This window comes from Streptomyces sp. P5F9, from assembly GCF_057961495.1.
In genome coordinates this window covers 1-17,959 of sequence record NZ_JBXVPZ010000090.1, presented here as the reverse complement: position 1 = coordinate 17,959, position 17,959 = coordinate 1, and the positions used below count along the sequence as shown (strand labels likewise).

Sequence of the window (17,959 nt, the reverse complement as noted above, 5' to 3'; positions counted from 1 at the left end):
GGTGGGAGACGTATGGCACAGGCCGCCGAAGCCGCGCGGACCGTCATCATGACCGTGGACGACGATCCGGGAGTGTCCCGTGCCGTCGCCCGTGACCTGCGGCGGCGCTACGGCGAGTCGTACCGGATCGTGCGCGCGGAGTCCGGCGAGTCCGCGCTGGACGCGTTGCGTGAGCTGAAGCTGCGCGGGGATCTCGTGGCCGTGATCCTGGCCGACTACCGCATGCCGCAGATGAACGGCATCGAGTTCCTGGAGCAGGCCCTCGACGTCTACCCGGGCGCGCGCCGGGTGCTGCTGACCGCGTACGCGGACACGGACGCGGCGATCGACGCGATCAACGTCGTCGACCTCGACCACTATCTGCTGAAGCCGTGGGACCCGCCGGAGGAGAAGCTCTACCCGGTCCTGGACGACCTCCTGGAGGCCTGGCGGAACAGCGACTACCGGCCCGTGCCCGCCACGAAGGTGGTCGGGCACCGCTGGTCGGCGCGCTCCTCGGACGTGCGGGAGTTCCTGGCCCGCAACCAGGTGCCGTACCGCTGGTACTCGGCCGACACCCCGGAGGGACTGCGGCTGCTGTCGGCCGCGGGGCAGGACGGGCAGCGGCTGCCGCTCGTCATCACCGCCGAGGGGAACGTGCTGGTCGAGCCGGAGGCGACCGAGCTGGCCGCCGAGGTCGGGCTCGCGACCACCCCGACGGCCGACTTCTACGACCTCGTCGTCATCGGCGGCGGCCCGGCCGGGCTCGGCGCGGCCGTGTACGGGGCCTCGGAAGGGCTGCGGACCGTTCTCGTCGAGCGGTCGGCGACCGGTGGGCAGGCCGGGCAGAGTTCGCGCATCGAGAACTACCTCGGGTTCCCGGACGGGGTGTCCGGGGCTCAACTCACCGACAGGGCACGGCGGCAGGCCGGAAAGTTCGGCGCCGAGATCCTGACCGCCCGCGAGGTCACGGGACTTGAGGTCAGCGGCTCCGCACGCGTCGTACGGTTCGCGGACGGCTCGGCGGTCGCCGCGCACAGCGTGATCCTGGCGACCGGAGTGTCGTACCGGCAGCTGGAGGCGCCCGGCACGCCCGACCTGACGGGCTGCGGGGTCTACTACGGCTCGGCGCTGACCGAGGCGGCCTCCTGCCAGGGGCACGACGTGTACATCGTCGGCGGCGCCAACTCGGCGGGCCAGGCGGCGATGTACCTGTCCCGGGGCGCCAAGTCGGTGACGCTGCTGGTGCGCGGGGGCTCGCTGGCCGCGTCGATGTCGTACTACCTGATCCAGCAGATCAACGAGGCCGAGAACATCTCGGTGCGCACCGGCACGGTCGTCGACGCCGCGCACGGCAGCGACCATCTGGAGCAGCTCACGCTGCGCGACACCGAGAGCGGAAACACCGAACTCGTCGACGCGCAGTGGATGTTCGTGTTCATCGGCGCGGCCCCGCTGACCGACTGGCTGGACGGGTCGGTGCTGCGGGACGAGCGCGGGTTCATCCTGTCCGGGCCGGACCTCACCGTGGACGGAAAGCCGCCCGCGAGCTGGGAGTTGGACCGGGCGCCGTACCACCTGGAGACCAACATTCCCGGCGTGTTCGTGGCGGGCGACGCGCGCGCCGAGTCCGCGAAACGCGTCGCGTCCGCCGTCGGAGAGGGAGCCATGGCCGTGATGCTCGTCCACCGCTACCTGGAGCAGTCATGAGCGGGCAGGTACTGCCGTGCAGCCCGCAGGAGATCGGCACGCTGTTCCTGTTCGAGAAGCTGACACCGGAGCAGCTCGGCCGACTGTGCTGCGACGGGCAGGTGGAGCAGTTCGAGGCCGGGCCCGTCTACACCGAGGGCGACCCCGCGACCTGCTTCTACGTCATGATCGAGGGCACCGTCGTGCTGTCGCGGCGGGTCGGCGGCGACGACGTCGAAGTCGCACGGACCTCGCAGCGCGGCGTGTACACGGGCGCGATGCAGGCCTACATCGGGGACCGGGTGCAGCAGGTGTACCTGAACTCGATGCGGGTGACGGAGCCGACGCGGTTCTTCGTGCTGCCCGCCGAGACGTTCGCGGCCATCATGAGCGAGTGGTTCCCGATGGCGGTCCATCTGCTGGAGGGGCTCTTCTTCGGCCAGAAGAGCAGTCAGTTGGCGATCAGCCAGCGTGAACGGCTGCTGGCGCTGGGCTCGTTGTCGGCCGGGCTGACGCACGAGCTCAACAACCCGGCCGCCGCTGCCGTCCGGGCCACCTCGACGCTGCGCGAGCGGGTGGCGAAGATGCGGCACAAGCTGCGGGTCATCTCCTCCGGCCCGTACTCGCGGGAGGCCCTCGCGAACCTCATCGACATCCAGGAGCGCACGGCCGAACGGGTCGCCAAGGCCCCGACGTTGAGCCCCCTGGAGGCCTCGGACCGCGAGGACGCGCTCACGGACTGGCTCGACGACCACGGCATCATGCAGGCCTGGCAGATCGCGCCCACCTTCGTGCAGGCCGGTCTCGACATCGACTGGCTCGACCAGGTCGCGGCGGCCGTGGACGAGGACGTCCTGCAGGCGGCCGTCGGCTGGCTCAGCTACACGGTCGAGACCGAGCTTCTGATGACGGAGATCGAGGACTCCACGACCCGCATCTCCAATCTGGTCGGCGCCGCGAAGCAGTACTCGCAGCTGGACCGCGCGCCCTACCAGGTCGCCGATGTGCACGAACTCCTCGACAGCACCCTGCTGATGCTCGGCGCGAAGCTCGGCGACCGGATCAAGGTGGTCAAGGACTACGACCGCACGCTCCCGAAGATCCCGGCCTACCCGGCCGAGCTCAACCAGGTGTGGACCAACCTGATCGACAACGCGGTCTCCGCCATCAACAGCACGGGCGGGGAAGGCACGTTGACGGTGCGGACGGCGCTGGTGCGCGATCAGCTGATGGTGGAGTTCCGTGACACGGGGCCCGGTGTGCCGCAGGAGATCCGCAGCCGTATCTTCGATCCGTTCTTCACCACCAAGCCGGTGGGCGAGGGCACGGGGCTCGGTCTGGACATCTCCTGGCGGATCGTCGTCAACAAGCACCACGGCACCCTCCAGGTGGAGTCGGTGCCGGGCGACACCCGCTTCCAGGTCCTGCTCCCCCTCACCGCCGTCGACAACGAGACGCCCGAGGAGTCCGCATGAGCGACATCACCGGAATCGACCCCGCCGTCCCGCCGAGCGGCGCCGGTTGCGTGGAGTGCGACGCGGCCGACGGCTGGTGGTTCCATCTCCGGCGGTGCGCGCAGTGCGGCCACATCGGCTGTTGCGACGACTCCCCCGCCAAGCACGCCACGGCCCACTACCAGTCCACGGGACACCCGTTCATCCAGAGCTACGAGCCGGGCGAGGACTGGTTCTGGAACTTCACCACCTCCGAGCTCTACGACTCCGGTCCCGAGCTCACCGCCCCGCTGAGCCACCCGAAGGACCAGCCGGTACCGGGTCCCGCGGGCCGCGTTCCGGCGAACTGGGCCGAGACCCTGCGCTGAGCCCCGGCCCGCCGGGCGGGGGCCGTCTCCCGCCCGGTGGCCAGGTGCGTTGTCGGTGGCGCGTGCCAGGATGGGGGCGTGACGTCATCCGTGGCAGCAGCGCCGCTCATCGGCCGGGACGAGGAACTCGCCCGCCTCGCCGGTGTGCTGGAGCGCGCCCGCGCGGGTACGGCGGGGGCGGTGCTGATCGCCGGGGACGCGGGCGTCGGCAAGACCCGGGTCCTGGACGAGATCGCCGGGCGGGCCGCGACCGCCGGGATGACGGTCCTCACCGGGCACTGCGTCGACCTCGGTGACGTCGGTCTGCCCTATCTCCCCTTCACCGAGATCCTCGGTGTCCTCGCCGACGACGAGCGGTTCGCGGCCGCGCTGGCCGCCCATCCGGCGGTCGACCGGCTGCTGGGCGCCGGTTCGGACGCGGCGCGGGACGCGGGCGGCCGGCTGCGGCTCTTCGAGGGCATCGCCGGACTGCTCGCCGACCTCTCCGACATCGCTCCCCTGCTCCTGGTCCTGGAGGACCTGCACTGGGCCGACCAGTCCTCCCCGACCTCCTCCGCTTCCTGCTCAGCCGCGGCATCCTCCAGCGCCCGGCGGGCGGCACGCCCACGCACCGCCTCGCGGTGTTCGCGTCGTACCGCGCGGACGACCTCCACCGCCGCCATCCCCTACGGCCCCTGCTGGCCGAGCTGGTCCGGCTGCCCGCCGTGGACCGCCTGGAGCTGCGGCCCATGGGGGACGCGGAGGTCGCCCGGCTGGTGCGCGCGCTGCGCACGGGCCCGGTGCCGGACGGCACGGTCCGCCGGATCGTCGAGCGCGCCGAGGGAAACGCCTTCTACGCCGAGGAGTTGCTAGCGGCGAGCGACATGGAGGCGGGCGGGGTGCCGAGCGGACTGGCCGACGTCCTGCTGATCCGTTTCGAGCAACTCTCCGACACCGCCCAGCAGGTGCTCCGCACCGCCGCCGTCGCCGGACGCCGTGTCGAGTACGACCTGCTGCGTGACGCGGTCCAACTCCCGGAGGACGAGCTGGAGTCGGCGCTGCGCGAGGCCGTCGAACGGCAGCTCCTGGTCCCCGGGCACGCCGACACGTACTCCTTCCGGCACGCGCTCGCCCGCGAGGCGGTGTACGCCGACCTGCTCCCCGGCGAGCGCTCCCGGCAGCACGGCGCGTTCGCCCGCCTCCTCGCCTCACGCGGCCACCCGGCCGAGAGCGCGGCGGAGCGTGCCCACCACTACCGCGAGAGCCACGACCTGGCCGAGGCACTGGCCGCCTCCCTGGAGGCCGCGGACCACGCCCAGCGCGTCGGCGCGCCCGCCGAGGAGCTACGGCATCTCGAAACCGTCCTCGATCTGTGGTCGTCGGTGGACCCCGCGGCCCGGCCCTCCGGCGAGGGCATCGGCAGTGTGACCCTCACCCTGCGCGCGTCGGCGGCGGCCGCCCACGCCGGGGACGCGCACCGCGCGGTCTCCCTCACCCGGTCCGCGCTCGCCGGGATCGGCCAGGACACGGACTCCGAGCTGGCCGCCCGGGTCCGTTACACGCTGGCCGGCAATCTGATGGGCGTCGACAGCCTCACGGCCGCGTTCGCGTACAGCAGCGAGGCGTTGGCGATGATCCCCGCCGAACCGCCCTCCCGGACCTGGGTGTGGGCGGCGGCCACCCATGTGCTGGCGGCGCGCCAGGTCGGCGAGGACGGCATCGCGCTGCGGATCGCCCGCCAGGCCCTGCGCACCGCCGAGGAGCTCCAGCTGGTCGATGCCCGGGCCGACTTGCTGATCTCGCTGGCCACGCTCGAAAAGGGCGGCCGGCGCACCCGGGAGGGCCGGGAGCGGCTCGCGCAGGCCCGCGAACTGGCCCGGCAGGCCGGGCACGCGCCTGTGGAGATGCGCGCCCTGTTCCATCTCGCCATCGGCAGTTTCGAGTCCGGTGACCTGGAGGAGTCGCTGCCCTGGCTCGCCGAGGGACTGGACCGGGCCCGTCGCGCCGGGCTGCTCTCGTCGCCGTATCCGCTGGAAATGCGCTATCTCCAGCTCCTGGTGCTGTACACGCTGGGCCGCTGGGACGAGTGCGTGGAGGTGGCCGCGAGCGACGCGGAAGTGCTGCCGCACGCGGGCGGTTTCACCATGGGACCCGCGCTGTATGTGGCGCTGGCGCGCGGGGACTTGGGGGCCGTGGAGCGGGCCCGGGCCCTGTTGGACGGGCCGTTCGACTGGATGGCCGCGATGGTGGCGGCCATCGTGCTCATCGATGCCGCCGCCGTCCAGGGCGACCCGGAGACGGCCGTCGAGCACCTGCGTACCGCGGTCGCCGCCCTCACCGACGACTCCGGCCGGCGCCCCGACCTCACGGTCCGGCTCGCCGCCCTCGCCCTGGCCGCGGTCGCCGACCGGGCCGCCGCGCTGCGGCTGACGGGCGACGAGGCGGGGGTGCGCCGCTGGACGGACTCCGCGACGGAACTCGTCGAGCTGGCCCGGTCGGTGGCCGCCGCGGGCGGCGACGCCCGGCCCCAGGGGCCGGAAGGACAGGCGTGGCTGGCCCGTGCCGAGGCCGAGTGGATACGGGTGGCCACCGGACCGGACGCGGCGGCCTGGGAGAAGGCGGTGGCCGCGTTCGACTATGGCGATGTCTACGAGCGGGCGCGCTGCCAATTCCGGTTCGCCGAGGCCCTGTTGGCGGCCGACCGCCGTGAGGAGGCGGCCGCCCAGGCCCGCGCCGCGCGGGAGACGGCCGCCCGGCTCGGCGCCGTGCCCCTGCTCGCGAAGGTGGACACGCTGATCCGCCGTGGCCGCCTGGGCGACCCGGCGCCGGACGCCGGCGACCGCCCCTCGCCGCTGACGGCCCGCGAGCGGGACGTGCTGCGGCTGCTCGCGCTGGGCCGCAGCAACCGTCAGATCGGCGAGGAGCTGTTCATCACCGGCAAGACGGCGAGCGTCCACGTCTCCAACATCCTCGCGAAGCTGGGCGCCGCGAGCCGTACGGAGGCGGTGGCGATCGCCTACCGCCAGGGGCTGATCACCCCGGAGGCGACGGCGTCCGGCTGACGCCGACTTTCACTTGGCGCAGTCGAGGCTCTTGAGATCGACCGCGTCGGCCATGGCCGCCATCCCCTTGTCGTTGGGGTGGATGTGGTCGCCGCCGTCGAGGAAGGGGAGCATCCTCTCCTGGTCGTAGGGGCTGCGGAGGATGTGGTCGAAGTCGGTGACGGCGTCCAACTCCCCGCTGCTCCTGATGAATTGGTTGACCTCCTGGCGTACCGCCTCGGCCGCCGGATCCCATTCGGGCCAGCCCTTGAACGGTCCGACCGTGGCGCCGACGACACACTTCCCGGCCGCGTGCGCCCGCTCGATGATCTCGCGGTAGCCGGCGATCAGGTCCTGGGCGGTGACGCCGGTGTGCGCCTTGATGTCGTTGACGCCCTCGAAGAGGAACACGGTGCGGACGCCGGGCTGGGACAGCACATCGCGCTGCAACCGGTTCAGGGCGCTCTGCCCGGCGCCGTCGGCCAGGACCTTGTTGCCGGATATCCCTTCGTTGGCCACGCCCTTGACGGCCGTGTCGGATTTCTGGAGGCGTCGGGCCAGGTAGTCGGGCCAGCGCCGGTTGAGGTCCGTCGTGGACGCCCAGCCGTCCGTGATGGAGTCGCCGAGCGTGACCACCGCGCCGATGCCCGCGCTCGGCCGTACGGAGACGGCGTCGAGGTAGTACCAGGAGCCGGTGGTGTCCGTCCACGCCGCGGCGCCTTCCTCACCGGTGTGGTCGCCCTGGGTGGCGTACGACGTCTGCATCGCCATGCCGTGGCCGGTCGCCGGGCCCGCCGCGTCCGGGGTGTGGATGCTGACCACCAGGTTGGTCGCGGCGGGCAGCCTGCCGGACAGCGGGTCGCTGTAGACGACCTCGCCCGCGGGGATCGTGACCGACTTCGCGCCGTCGAAGGTGAGCCGCCGGTTGGAGCCGGGGACGAGCGCGGCGCCCGTCTGCTGCACACCGGCGTAGACGTCGTCGAAGGTCAGCGGCCGGTCGCCGAAGGCGTTGGAGAGCCGGATCCGCAGATCGGTGCCGGCCACGCTGGTGTGGACGATCAGCCGGTAGCTGCGGTCGGCGACTCCGTCGCCCAGGTGGTCGGCGCTCGCTCCCCAGGTGATGACGGATGCCGGGTTCTTCAATGCCTTCACCTGCGCCGGTGCCTGGGGTTGTGCGTGTGCGGGCCCGGCCTGGAAGGCGGCGGCAAGCAGGAGCAGTGCGGCCGTGCGGCGCAGTCGTGCCCGTCCGGCGCTCACCGGGCGAAGTCCCTCAACGTGACGGATCCGCCCGGCTCGACGGTCACGGTGCGGGTCTTTCCGCCGTGGGCGACGGTCGTGGTGCGACCGCCGACGCTGCGGAGCTTCACCTCGGTGGGCTTGCCGTTCGTCCAGCGCAGGTCGACGACGAAGCCGCCGCGGGCGCCGGCCCCGGTGATCGAGCCGGACTCGGCCCAGGCGTCCGGGAGGGCCGGCAGGAGCTCCAGATAACCCGGGCGGGAGTACAGGAGCATCTCGGTCACGGCCGCCGGGGTGCCGAAGTTGGCCTCGATCTGGAAGATGCCGCGGCCCTGTTCCACCTCGTAGATGTCGAAGAGGTTGAAGGCGGTGCCGTTGGTGCCGTTCTCCGACGGGCGGAGGTTGTTGACGACCAACTGGTAGGCGTTGTCGGCGTTCTTGAGGCGCGACCAGCACAGGCTGCGCCAGGCGTTGGCCCAGCCGAAGCTGTTCATGCCGCGCGCGGTGAGCAGGGCGGTGGCGCCGTCGACGATGTCCTTCGGGGTGGAGCCGTCGGGGCGGATACGGTCGCCGGGGAACAGGTTGATCAGCGGGGACAGGTGGCGGTGGGTGGTCTCGCCGAGGTTGTCGGGTGACATCCACTCCTCCAGCCAGCCGGACTTCGGGCTCACCTCGGGCAGGTACAGACGCCTGCGCAGGCCCGAGATCGTGTTCGCGAACCCGCTGTCCCGCTTCAACTCCGCAGCCGCCGCGGCGTAGTTGCCGAAGAGGGTCCACACCACTTCCTGGGCGTAGGTGTTGCCCCTGGCGTCCTGCGGACCCTGCTCGGGCGACCAGTCGTGGTCCGCGACCAGTACCTCCTTGCCGTTGTCCAGGGTGGTGGTGACCAGCCGCGCCTCCCAGAACTCGCAGGCGCCCTTGAGAAGGGGGTAGATCTTCTCCAGGTGGGTGCGGGAGTGCGTGAACTCGTAGTGCTCCCAGAGGCTGTTGCTCAGCCAGGCGTTGCCGGCCGGGTGCCACCACCAGCCGAGTCCGCCATAGGGGTTGGTGGAGAAGGCGACGGTCCAGCCGGCGACCTTCCCGGACGTGTTGCGGTAGCGGTTGCGGGAGTCCTGGAACAGCCTGCCGGTCAGCTCGGTCCAGTCCTTCACCTGGGTGACGCAGTAGTCGGTGAACGCGTCGAAGCACGAGGACAGGCCGACCCGGTCGGCCATCCAGTAGTTCATCTGGATGTTGATGTCGGTGTGGTAATCGCCCATCCAGTCCGGGTCGTTGCCGTCCAGCCACACCCCCTGGAGGCCCATGGGCAGGCTGCCGCGCGATGAGCCGACCATGAGGTAGCGGCCGAACTGCACGTAGGCGGCTTCGAGTTCGGGGTCGGGCTCGCCGCTCGTGGCGCGCAGCTGGATGCGCTCCCAGGTGTCGAGGGCGCGCTGGTCGGCGGTCGACTCGCCGAGCGAGAGGCCGAACGTCCCGAACGCCGCACGGTGGTCGGCGACATGGGTGCGCAGCAGGGTGTCGGCCGAGTGCTCGGCGGCGGCGCGGACCTTGGTGCGGGCGAGCTTCTGCGGGTCGGCCTTGGGGTCGCGGTAGCCGTGCGCGGGGTCCGGCGCGTAGTTGGTGCCGCCGCTGACCACGACGGTCAGGTCCTTGCAGCCGGAGAAGGTGATGTTCGCGCCGCTGACCGTGACCTTGCCGCCGCTGCCGTAGGCGGTGACGGCGGCGCCGTACTTCAGGCCGTTGGCGAACGTGCCGCCGAAAGAGGTCGCGGCGGCCTCGCCGTGCGTCCCTTCCAGCGTGACCGTGCCGGTGTAGCGTCCGCCCCCGTTCTGGCTGAAGTGGAGGACGATCGCGTCGTCGGGGCGGCTGGAGAAGATCTCCCGCTGGTACGTCACCCCCGAGCGGACGTAGGAGGCTCCCACCACGCCCCGGTCGAGGTCGAGGGTGCGGCGGTAGCCGGAGACGGCGCCCAGGTCGTGGTCGGGAATGTCGACCGTGAGCTTGGCGAGCAGGGTCAGGGACCCGAAGTCGGCGCGGCCGTACGGGAATTGACCGTCGGAGTCGAGCGTGTCGTTCAGGCCGCCGGTCCACATCGTGGCGTCGGTGACGAGGAGAACCTCGTGGCCCGAGTCGTTGCTCGCGAGGGCGCCGAGGCGGCCGTTGCCGACGGGCAGGCCCTGTTCGATCATCGAGGTGTCGCCGGCGGGGGCCTGCCACCACAGCGTGTTGAGCGAACCGCTGCCGCCGTAGGCCGAGTTGTCGCCGGTGGAGGCGTCGGGGCGCTGTGGTGCGGCCGAGGCGGTGAAGGTCGGGAGGGCGGCCAGGGCGCCGGTCGCGGTGGCGAGGGCGAGCAGGTCGCGTCTGGGCAGCAGGGGGGACGGTTCGGGGTTCATTGCGGCTCCTGGTGGCTCGGTCAGGCCGACGTGGGGACGTCGATGCGGTCGATGTCCGGCGCGTAGCCCGAACCGCTGTCGAAGGTGATCGTGTTGGCGCCCGCCTTCAGGGTCACCGGCACGCTGACCGTCCCGACGGTCCCCCAGTCGCCGGTGGACGGGAACTTGTGGCTGGTGGCGGCGTTGCCGTTCGAGGAGATGCTCGCCGAGCGGGAGTCGCCGCTGACGTAGGCGATCTTCACCTGGTAGGTGCCGGCCTTGGCGGCGACGACGTTGTTGATGGTGAGCTTGCCGCCGACGTAGAGGTTGCCGACCTTCTTGCCGCCGGAGCAGGCCGAGCAGTCGGCGACGGAGGCGTTGCCGGAGAGGGTGTTCGTGGTGGCCTCGGCCTCGTAGGCGGTCGTGGTGACGGCGCTGCCGTGCGGGGTGACGGTGAAGAGGCGGGAGCCGTGGGCGGGCAGGGCCTCGGTCACCTTGTTGGTGAAGGTGCCGAGGTCCTCGTGGTTCCAGAGGTCACGGACGGCGGCCTTGCCGGTGAAGCCGAGGGTCGTCCAGTTCGCGGAGACGGCGGCGGGGGCGTCGGCGAGGTTGAACAGGGCGACTGTGTATGTGCCGTTGGGGTTCTTCGCGGCCCACACCTGCTGGGCGTCGGACGGGGTGACCGGGCGCGCGGGCGGCGCGTCGCTCTGATCGACGCCGATGACCTCGCGGTTGGTGAGCAGCGAGAGGCCGTAGTCGTCGAGGCGGGTGAGGTCGTCACCGGTGAAGAGCGGGGACTTGGCCACGGCCCAGAGGGTCGCGTAGCTCTGGCGTTCCGCCTTCGTCAGGCCGTCCATCGCGCCGCTGCCGACGTCGAGGGAGTCGAGGTCGTTCCAGCCGCCGGGGCCTGCCTGGCCGGTCCAGGCCGGGGCGTCGTCCCAGCGGTCGTCGACCGAATTCTCCCAGCTGACAAGGGTGTTGCAGTAGCACTCGACGTCGGTGTCGATGCGCCAGCCGTTGGAGTACTTCTTCCAGTCGGCGGCGTGTCCGTAGTCCAGGGACCAGGACAGTTCCAGGTGGATCGGGCGTCCGACGGCGGTGATGGCCTTGTTCCAGGCGGCCACGTCGGCAACGTTGTCGTACTGGTCACCGCTTTTTCCGGACCCCGGGCCGACACCGTCGAGCTTGAGGAAGTCGTAGCCCCAGTCCGCGATCAACTGGGCCTGCGAGTCGATGTACTTCTGGGTGCAGGGCCGCGAGAAGTCGAGCTTGTACGAGCTGTCCCAGCCGTTGGTGGTGCGCAGGTCGCTGTAGACGATGTCGGCGGTGGTGCAGCCGTCGGCGTTCCAGATCGGCGTCCTGCCGCTGTTGTACGCCTCCTTCTCCAGGCCCGCCGGCAGGTAGATGCCGGCCTTGAGGCCCTTGGAGTGGATGCGGTCGGCGACGGCCTTCATGCCGCTGGGGAAACGTTTCGGATCAGCCTTCTGACGGCCGTACTGGTCGTACTCCGGCGTCCAGTCGTTCGCGCGCCACCAACCGGCGTCGATATTCACGTAGTTGTAGCCGTACTTCTTCAGCTTCGAGGCCAGCGCGTCGGTCTGCTTGGTGACGTTCGCCTCGGTGAGGTAGCTGTAGTCGCCGTCCGGGTTGAGGCCCGGGTACTTGGACGACTGCATGCTCCAACTCGACCAGCCCATATAGGGCTTGGCCGCGACAGCCGTGGCGGTGTCCGCCGTGGGAGTGGCCGCCTGCGCGGCGGGGAGGTAGGTGGCGAAGCCTGCGCTCAGGGCCAGGACCACCATGGCTCTCAGGGCACGGACGGGCGTGAGGGAGTACATCGTCGGGCTCCTCGTGCGGGTAGGAGTGTGGCGGGAGTCAAGTAGGGGCGTGCGGGCTAGTCGGCGGCTCGGATGAAGGACTGGATCGCGGTGGCGGCGGCCCCGCGTGCCCATTCGTCGAAGGGCAGGGGACGGGTGTGTACGTCGCACCGGGCGGCGGAGCCGAAGGCGGCGGCGGCGAAGGAGTCACGGATCTGCTCGGCGAACAGGTCGTAGGCGGCCAGGCCCTCGCCGGAGATGATCACCCGTTCGGGGCCGAACAGGTTGACCACGGTCGCGATGCCCCGGCCGATCGCCTCACCGGCCCGCGCGTACACCTCGCGCGCTCCGGCGTCGCCGCGGTGGGCGAGGGCCAACGCCTCGGCGGTGTCGGCGACTTGGACGCCGGTGACCTCGCGGATGCGCGCGAGGATCGCTGCGTCCCCGGCGATCGCCTCGACGCAGCCGCGGTTGCCGCAGTGGCAGAGCGGCCCGGCGGGATCGACGACCACGTGCCCGATCTCCCCGGCCACCCCGTGGGCGCCCGCGACGACCTGGCCGTGCACGACGAGTCCGCAGCCGATGCCCGCACCGACGGTCACCACGGCGAAGTCCGTGAGACCGGCGCCGGCGCCGAACCACTGTTCGGCGACGGTCAGGGCGCGCACGTCGTTGTCGACGGTGACCGGCAACCCCGTTGTCATGGCGGCCAGTTCGGCCAGGCGTACGTCACGCCACTCCAGGAACGGCGAGTAGCGGACGACCCCTTCACCGCGGTCCACGTCACCGGAGACCGCGAGGCCGAGGCCGAGCACGCGGATGCCCAGGTCGTCCGCCTCGGTGCGGAGTTCCTGGGCCAGGTCCGCGATCGACGACAGCACAGCCTTGGGGTCGTGATCGGTCAGCGGCACATGGCGGGCGACGCGGATGCGGCAGCACAGGTCGGCGAGGACGCCGATGATCTCGTCGCCGGTCACCTTGACCCCGATGAACAACGCTCGTCCGCCGTCGACCCGGACGAGGCTCGCGGGCCGCCCGAGTGCCGGGGGCGCGTCCTGGTCGGCGCCTTCCGCCAAGTACCCGGCCTCCATCAGCGGCCGGACCGCCTTGGTCACGGCGGCCGCCGACAGCCCCGCCCGGCGGGCCACCTCAAGTCGGGTGAGGGGGCCGTGGGACAGCACGGTCGTGAAGACCTGGGAGACGGCCGGCGTGTGTGCCGGGAACGACTCGGTACGGGGGATCGAGCGCATGGCGGGAACCTAGATCCCTTCTTTTCCGTCGTCAATAAAAGAAGCAGGATTTGTCGAAGCCGAGTTGTGAGCCGCCTGAGCGGAACTGATGCCTGCCGGGGCCTCGTTGTCAGTGCCGGGCGGCACAATCGCCGTATGACGACGATCGACTGGTCCGAGCTGACCCATGCCTACGGCAGCGCCGCGAACATCCCGGGCCTGTTCGCGCGCCTCGGTGGCACCGAGGACGAGGACGTGTGGCAGGAGCTGTGGGGCTCGCTGTGCCACCAGGGCTCGGTGTACGACGCGAGCTGGGCGGCGCTGCCCGTGCTCACTGACATCGCGCTCGGCCGGGCGCCGGGCGAGGCGATACAGGCGGTCACCATGGCCGGGCTGATCACCACGGACCCGGACGAGGAGTGCCGTGCGCGGTACGCGCGCGAGATAGCCCAACTGCTGGATGTGGCACGGGCGTTGCGCGCCGATCCGGGGCAGGACGCGCACACCTTCGTCTATCTGCAGATGGCCGTGCTCGCCTTCGAGGACGACGGCGGGGTGTGGGCCGAGGCACTGGAGGGAGTGAACAGTGAGGAGTACGACCTGGAGTGCCCCGAGTGCGAGGAGGGCCTGTTCGTCGCGTTCGGCTCGTACGGCGTCTTCACCTCGGCCGGTGACTATGTGTCCGGTGCCGACAAGGAGGCCGCGGAGGGGCGCACGGAGCTCGTACCGGCCACGCCCGACCGGCTCGACGGCATCGGCGCGCGGCTGCACGGCGAGGCGGTCGCGTTCGGGCAGACGGAGGTCGCGACGGCGTTGACGTACGTGTTCGGGAAGGCCAGTTGTCCTTCCTGCGAGGCCGTGTTCACGGTGTCCGAGGAGGTCGAGAAGCAGTGGATCTGAGGCCGGGCGTCCGGGTGCCCCGCTCGTGGCAGGGCACCCGGACGGTCATCAGTGCCTGGCGGCAGGGGTGTTGGCGACCGTGACGTTCACGGCGGCCCAGGCCTGGTCGACGGTCTTGTACGCCGTGCTGTTCACGCCGTAGAGGTCCGCCGCGGCCTTCAGGGTCGCGGTGCGCGCGTCGTGGAAGTCGGTGGTGGACACCATGTAGCGGGTCAGCGCGCGGTAGAAGATCGCCGTGGCCTTGGCGCGTCCGATGCCGGTGACCGTCGAACCGTCGTAGGTGGGCGAGTCGTAGGCGAAGCCGCCGATCGTCTTGCTGCCGCTGCCCTCCGCGAGGAGGTAGTAAGCGTGCGAGGAGACCCCGGAGCCCGCGTGCACCTCGGCGTCGTACGTCTGCGGCGACCAGTAGTCGATCGTGCCCTCCAGCTTGTCCAGGGAGGGGTGGTCGAGGCGGCGCAGGAACTTCTGGGCGAGGCCGAGCTTCTCGCCGATCAGGTAGTTCGGCGGGTTCTTGGCGTTGTTGGCGCTGAACTCGACGTTGGAGCCGAAGATGTCCGCGAGGGACTCGTTCAGCGAGCCGGCCTCGCCGTACTGGTTGCCGTCCGCGTCGACACGGGTGGGCTCCAGCCTGGCGGTGGCGTCCACGACGCCGTGGGTGAGTTCGTGGCCGGTGACGTCGAGGACGACGAGCGGCTTCTTGAACATGTCCCCGTCGCCGTCGCCGTAGAGCATGCAGCCGCAGGTCGAGTCCCAGAAGGCGTTGGCCACCTTGTTGCCGAAGTGGACCATGCCGCGGGCGGCCTTGCCGTTGTTCGCTATGCCCTTGCGGCCGAAGGTCTTCTTGTAGAAGTCCAGGGTCTTGGTGATGCCGTACTGGGCGTCGACGGCGGCGCTGTCGCGGTGTGAGACCGCGCCGTTGCCCCACTTGTCGGTGGTGCTGGTGAACTTCTTGCCCTGCGCGAAGTTCTCCAGTTCCTTCCCCTTGGCGTCGCGGGTCTCGGTGCCCCAGCGCGTCGGGTCCTTGAGGAGGTAACTGGTGCGCGCCGTGCGGGTGGTAGTGAGCGGCACCTTGCCGACGAAGAGGGAGCTGCCGGTGCCCGAGGCGGTGACCGGGTAGTGGACCGCACGGCTCACGGCGGCTGCCGCGAGGGACCTCGGCTGTACGACGGTACCGGTGGCGGGGTCCAGGGTCTCGCCACGCTCGCGCAGGGTGTCGAGCAGTCTGGGCGAGAGGAACTCGTCGCTGTCCGGGGTGTTGCTGCGGACCGTGCCGGTGACGGCGTCGACGACGACGGTCCGGGTGCCGGTTGCCTCGGCGGTGCTGCTGCCGCTGACGGGTATCCGGTAGGCGAGCGCGGCTCCCCCGTCCCGGGCATCCACGACGAGTTCGGCGGTGCCCGCGTCACCCTTGGCGACGACGGCGGCCTTCGCCTCGGCCTGACCGGCCGTCAGCTTTGCCCGCGCGGTCGCGGGCTTGACGCTCTGCCCGGCCGCCCGGGTGACTCCGGTGTAGGCCAGGCTGCGGGACAGATGGACGACGAGGTCGCCGCCGAGGACCGGCATGCCCTGGTGCGTGCGTATGAACCGCACATGGCGTGCGCCCTCGGGGTCGATCATCACGTCCTGGGCCCGGAGTTCGTCGCCCCGCGTGACACCGGTCGCCGTCGCGTGCGCGAACGCCGCGGCCCTCGCGGCCGTGACGACGGACGCGGCACTGGTGCCGGATTCAGTCGAGGCCGTCGCACCGTCCGTCCCCGTGGCCGGTCCCGCGAAGGCCGTGCCGGCCAGCCCCGTGGCGGCCGTCGTCACCGCGACGGCGACCGCCAGGCTGCGTATGTGGGGTCCACGCATGGATGAGGGCTCCTCCGTTCGAAGACGGCCGGGATCACCAACCGCCTTGAGACAGGGCGCGGTTGAACGCGCCCACAGGGCTGGTCGGGCCCTGGACCGAAACCCTCACGCATCCACCATGTACATGTAAAGCCGAAATGAAAGGTTTTCGTAGCTTTCATGGCAATACTTGGCACATCCGCATCGCTCAGTGATCAGCGAATGACCAACTGTGCGCCAGCTGTGGAGATGTGACGGGACGCGAGAAGGTTGCCTCGCGCCACTGTGATCGATCTCGCATACCGAGAAAAACGGGAGAGAACCGGATGGTCTCAAGAACGGTGCGCAGGGCCACGGCGTCTGCGGCGGCACTGCTGACGCTCACGGCGGTACCGGCGCATGCCGCGACCCACGGGTCGGACACCACGAGAACCAGCAGCACGGCACCGCTTCCGGCCCCCGACGCGGCGGGACTTCCCGCCCCCGACATGGCCGGCCTCCGTGCCGTACTGCGCACGCTGACGGCACAGGGCGCGCCCGGGGCGATCGCCCGCATCGACGACCACGGCACCGTCCACACGGCCGCCGCGGGCATCGACGACCGCACGACACGCCGGGCCATCGGCAACGCCGACCGCTTCCGCATCGGCAGCATCACCAAGTCGTTCTCGGCCGTCGTCCTGCTCCAACTGGCCGACGCCCACAAGCTGAACCTGGACGCCTCGGTCGACCGCTACCTCCCCGGGCTGCTGCCCGACAAGCGGATCACCGTGCGCCACGTCCTGAGCCACCGCAGCGGCCTGTACGACTACACGAACTCCATGTTCGCCAGCTCGGTCTCCGGCTTCGAGGCCGTACGCAACAAGGTCTTCACCTACCGCCAGCTGGTGCAGCTGTCCCTCAAGCACGCGCGCACCAACGCGCCGGGCGCCGCCTACTCGTACTCGAACACCAACTTCGTCGTCGCCGGGATGCTCATCGAGAAGCTGACGGGCCACTCCGTGGGCACCGAGTACCGCGACCGCATCATCGAGCCGCTCAAGCTGCGCGACACCTTCTACGTCCACCCGGCCACGAAGATCCCGGGCCGGTACGCCCACGGCTATCTCACCCCGGACCGCGCGGGCGCACAGCTCGTCGACGCCACCGACCAGACGGTCTCCTGGGCGCAGAGCGCGGGCGCGGTCATCTCCACCACGCACGACCTGAACACCTTCTTCTCCGCACTGCTCGGCGGCAGACTCACCTCCGCCGCCCAGCTCGCGCAGATGGAGCGGTGGACCCAGGTCAACAGCACCACGCGCTACGGCCTCGGGCTGCGGCGCCGCGATCTGTCCTGCGGTGTCTCGGTGTACGGCCACACCGGCGCGGTCCAGGGTTTCTACACCTACTCCTTCACCTCGAAGGACGGCCGCCGCAGCCTCACCGCGCTGGCCAACACCTCCAACAACGGCACGGTCCTGAACACGATGGCGCGCACCCTGGAATCGGCGTTCTGCGGCAAGCGGACGAAGGCGATCCAGAGCTCGCCGCTCACGGGCCGCGGCTCCTACGTGACCGAGCGGAACGTGGCCTACGAGGACATCGCGCCGGGGGTCGCACGGGACTGAGGTCGCGGTGCGCGGGTCGGAGTCGGAGGCGGGGTCGGGGTCGGGGTCGGAGCCAGGGCAGCGTCGCTCTCGGGCCCTCCCCGCCGCCCTGGCTCCGGCCTCCACCGCGTCCTGCGGGAACCCTCGTGCCCCGGCAGGACGTTGAGTGGAGGACGAAGTCCCCCACAGGGGAAGCCCCCTGGGGAAGTCCCCCACCGGGCACGAACAGCGAGGGCGGTGCCATGAACGAGCTGGTGCCGGGCGGCAATCTGCCCCTTCCGGGCGGCGCCCTGGCCCTGCGGGTGCCCGGTCCCTTCGACGTCTCGGCACTGATCACCGACGAGAGCGGCAAGGTCGGCGGCGACGCGGACTTCGTGTTCTACAACCAGCCGACGGCGCCCGGAGCACGGCTGCGGAACGACACCCTGACCATCGACCCGGCCCGCCTGCGCACCGGCGCCGCGCGGGTCACCCTC

Annotated in this window: 11 protein-coding genes and 1 pseudogene; 7 read left to right on the top strand and 5 right to left on the bottom strand. The window is 70.9% G+C overall.

Annotated elements, in window-relative coordinates:
- The first annotated feature begins 12 nt into the window (after window positions 1-12).
- The 4 genes and pseudogenes from AC31A1_RS17210 to AC31A1_RS17195 all read left to right on the top strand — a co-directional run bounded on the left by AC31A1_RS17210 (window position 13) and on the right by AC31A1_RS17195 (window position 6,531).
- Window positions 13-1,689, top strand: coding sequence for an NAD(P)/FAD-dependent oxidoreductase (locus AC31A1_RS17210; RefSeq protein ID WP_489654160.1), 1,677 nt, complete (start codon window positions 13-15; stop codon window positions 1,687-1,689).
- Window positions 1,686-3,143: an ATP-binding protein gene (locus AC31A1_RS17205; RefSeq protein ID WP_489654159.1), complete on the top strand. Its 1,458-nt coding sequence runs from the start codon at window positions 1,686-1,688 to the stop codon at window positions 3,141-3,143. The genes AC31A1_RS17210 and AC31A1_RS17205 overlap by 4 nt, the downstream gene beginning before the upstream one ends.
- The gene (locus tag AC31A1_RS17200; protein ID WP_489654158.1) at window positions 3,140-3,490 is read left to right on the top strand and encodes a UBP-type zinc finger domain-containing protein; all 351 of its coding nucleotides are present in this window, start codon (window positions 3,140-3,142) and stop codon (window positions 3,488-3,490) included. Before AC31A1_RS17205 ends, AC31A1_RS17200 begins: the two co-directional genes overlap by 4 nt.
- Before the next feature lie 78 nt (window positions 3,491-3,568).
- A pseudogene (locus AC31A1_RS17195) lies at window positions 3,569-6,531 on the top strand (helix-turn-helix transcriptional regulator).
- Window positions 6,532-6,540: 9 nt separating this feature from the next.
- On the opposite strand, the gene AC31A1_RS17190 reads toward AC31A1_RS17195, so the two are convergent.
- From AC31A1_RS17190 to AC31A1_RS17175, 4 genes are read right to left on the bottom strand one after another with little or no spacing between them, the layout of a single operon-like run.
- A complete protein-coding gene (locus AC31A1_RS17190) occupies window positions 6,541-7,767 on the bottom strand; it encodes an SGNH/GDSL hydrolase family protein (protein ID WP_489654157.1) in 1,227 nt (408 codons plus the stop codon).
- Window positions 7,764-10,139: a glycosyl hydrolase family 95 catalytic domain-containing protein gene (locus AC31A1_RS17185; protein WP_489654156.1), complete on the bottom strand. Its 2,376-nt coding sequence runs from the start codon at window positions 10,137-10,139 to the stop codon at window positions 7,764-7,766. Before AC31A1_RS17185 ends, AC31A1_RS17190 begins: the two co-directional genes overlap by 4 nt.
- A gap of 20 nt (window positions 10,140-10,159) precedes the next feature.
- The gene (locus tag AC31A1_RS17180; protein WP_489654155.1) at window positions 10,160-11,956 is read right to left on the bottom strand and encodes an alpha-galactosidase D; all 1,797 of its coding nucleotides are present in this window, start codon (window positions 11,954-11,956) and stop codon (window positions 10,160-10,162) included.
- Between the two features lie 56 nt (window positions 11,957-12,012).
- Window positions 12,013-13,185 (bottom strand): ROK family transcriptional regulator, encoded by a 1,173-nt coding sequence (locus AC31A1_RS17175; protein WP_489654154.1) that lies wholly within the window; start codon window positions 13,183-13,185, stop codon window positions 12,013-12,015.
- 135 nt (window positions 13,186-13,320) lie between these two features.
- Here AC31A1_RS17175 and AC31A1_RS17170 point away from each other — a divergent pair, with 135 nt between their 5' ends.
- Window positions 13,321-14,064 (top strand): hypothetical protein, encoded by a 744-nt coding sequence (locus AC31A1_RS17170; protein WP_489654153.1) that lies wholly within the window; start codon window positions 13,321-13,323, stop codon window positions 14,062-14,064.
- 48 nt (window positions 14,065-14,112) lie between these two features.
- Here the strand turns inward: AC31A1_RS17170 and AC31A1_RS17165 are convergent, their stop codons facing one another.
- Complete coding sequence (locus AC31A1_RS17165; RefSeq protein WP_489654152.1) at window positions 14,113-15,915, bottom strand: M4 family metallopeptidase; 1,803 nt, start codon at window positions 15,913-15,915, stop codon at window positions 14,113-14,115.
- 305 nt (window positions 15,916-16,220) lie between these two features.
- On the opposite strand from AC31A1_RS17165, the gene AC31A1_RS17160 reads away from it, so the two are divergent.
- Entirely contained in the window at window positions 16,221-17,504 is a 1,284-nt protein-coding gene (locus AC31A1_RS17160) for a serine hydrolase domain-containing protein (RefSeq protein WP_489654151.1), read from the top strand.
- Window positions 17,505-17,725: 221 nt separating this feature from the next.
- Window positions 17,726-17,959: TerD family protein (locus AC31A1_RS17155; protein WP_489654150.1), on the top strand; the 234-nt coding region annotated here is incomplete at its 3' end.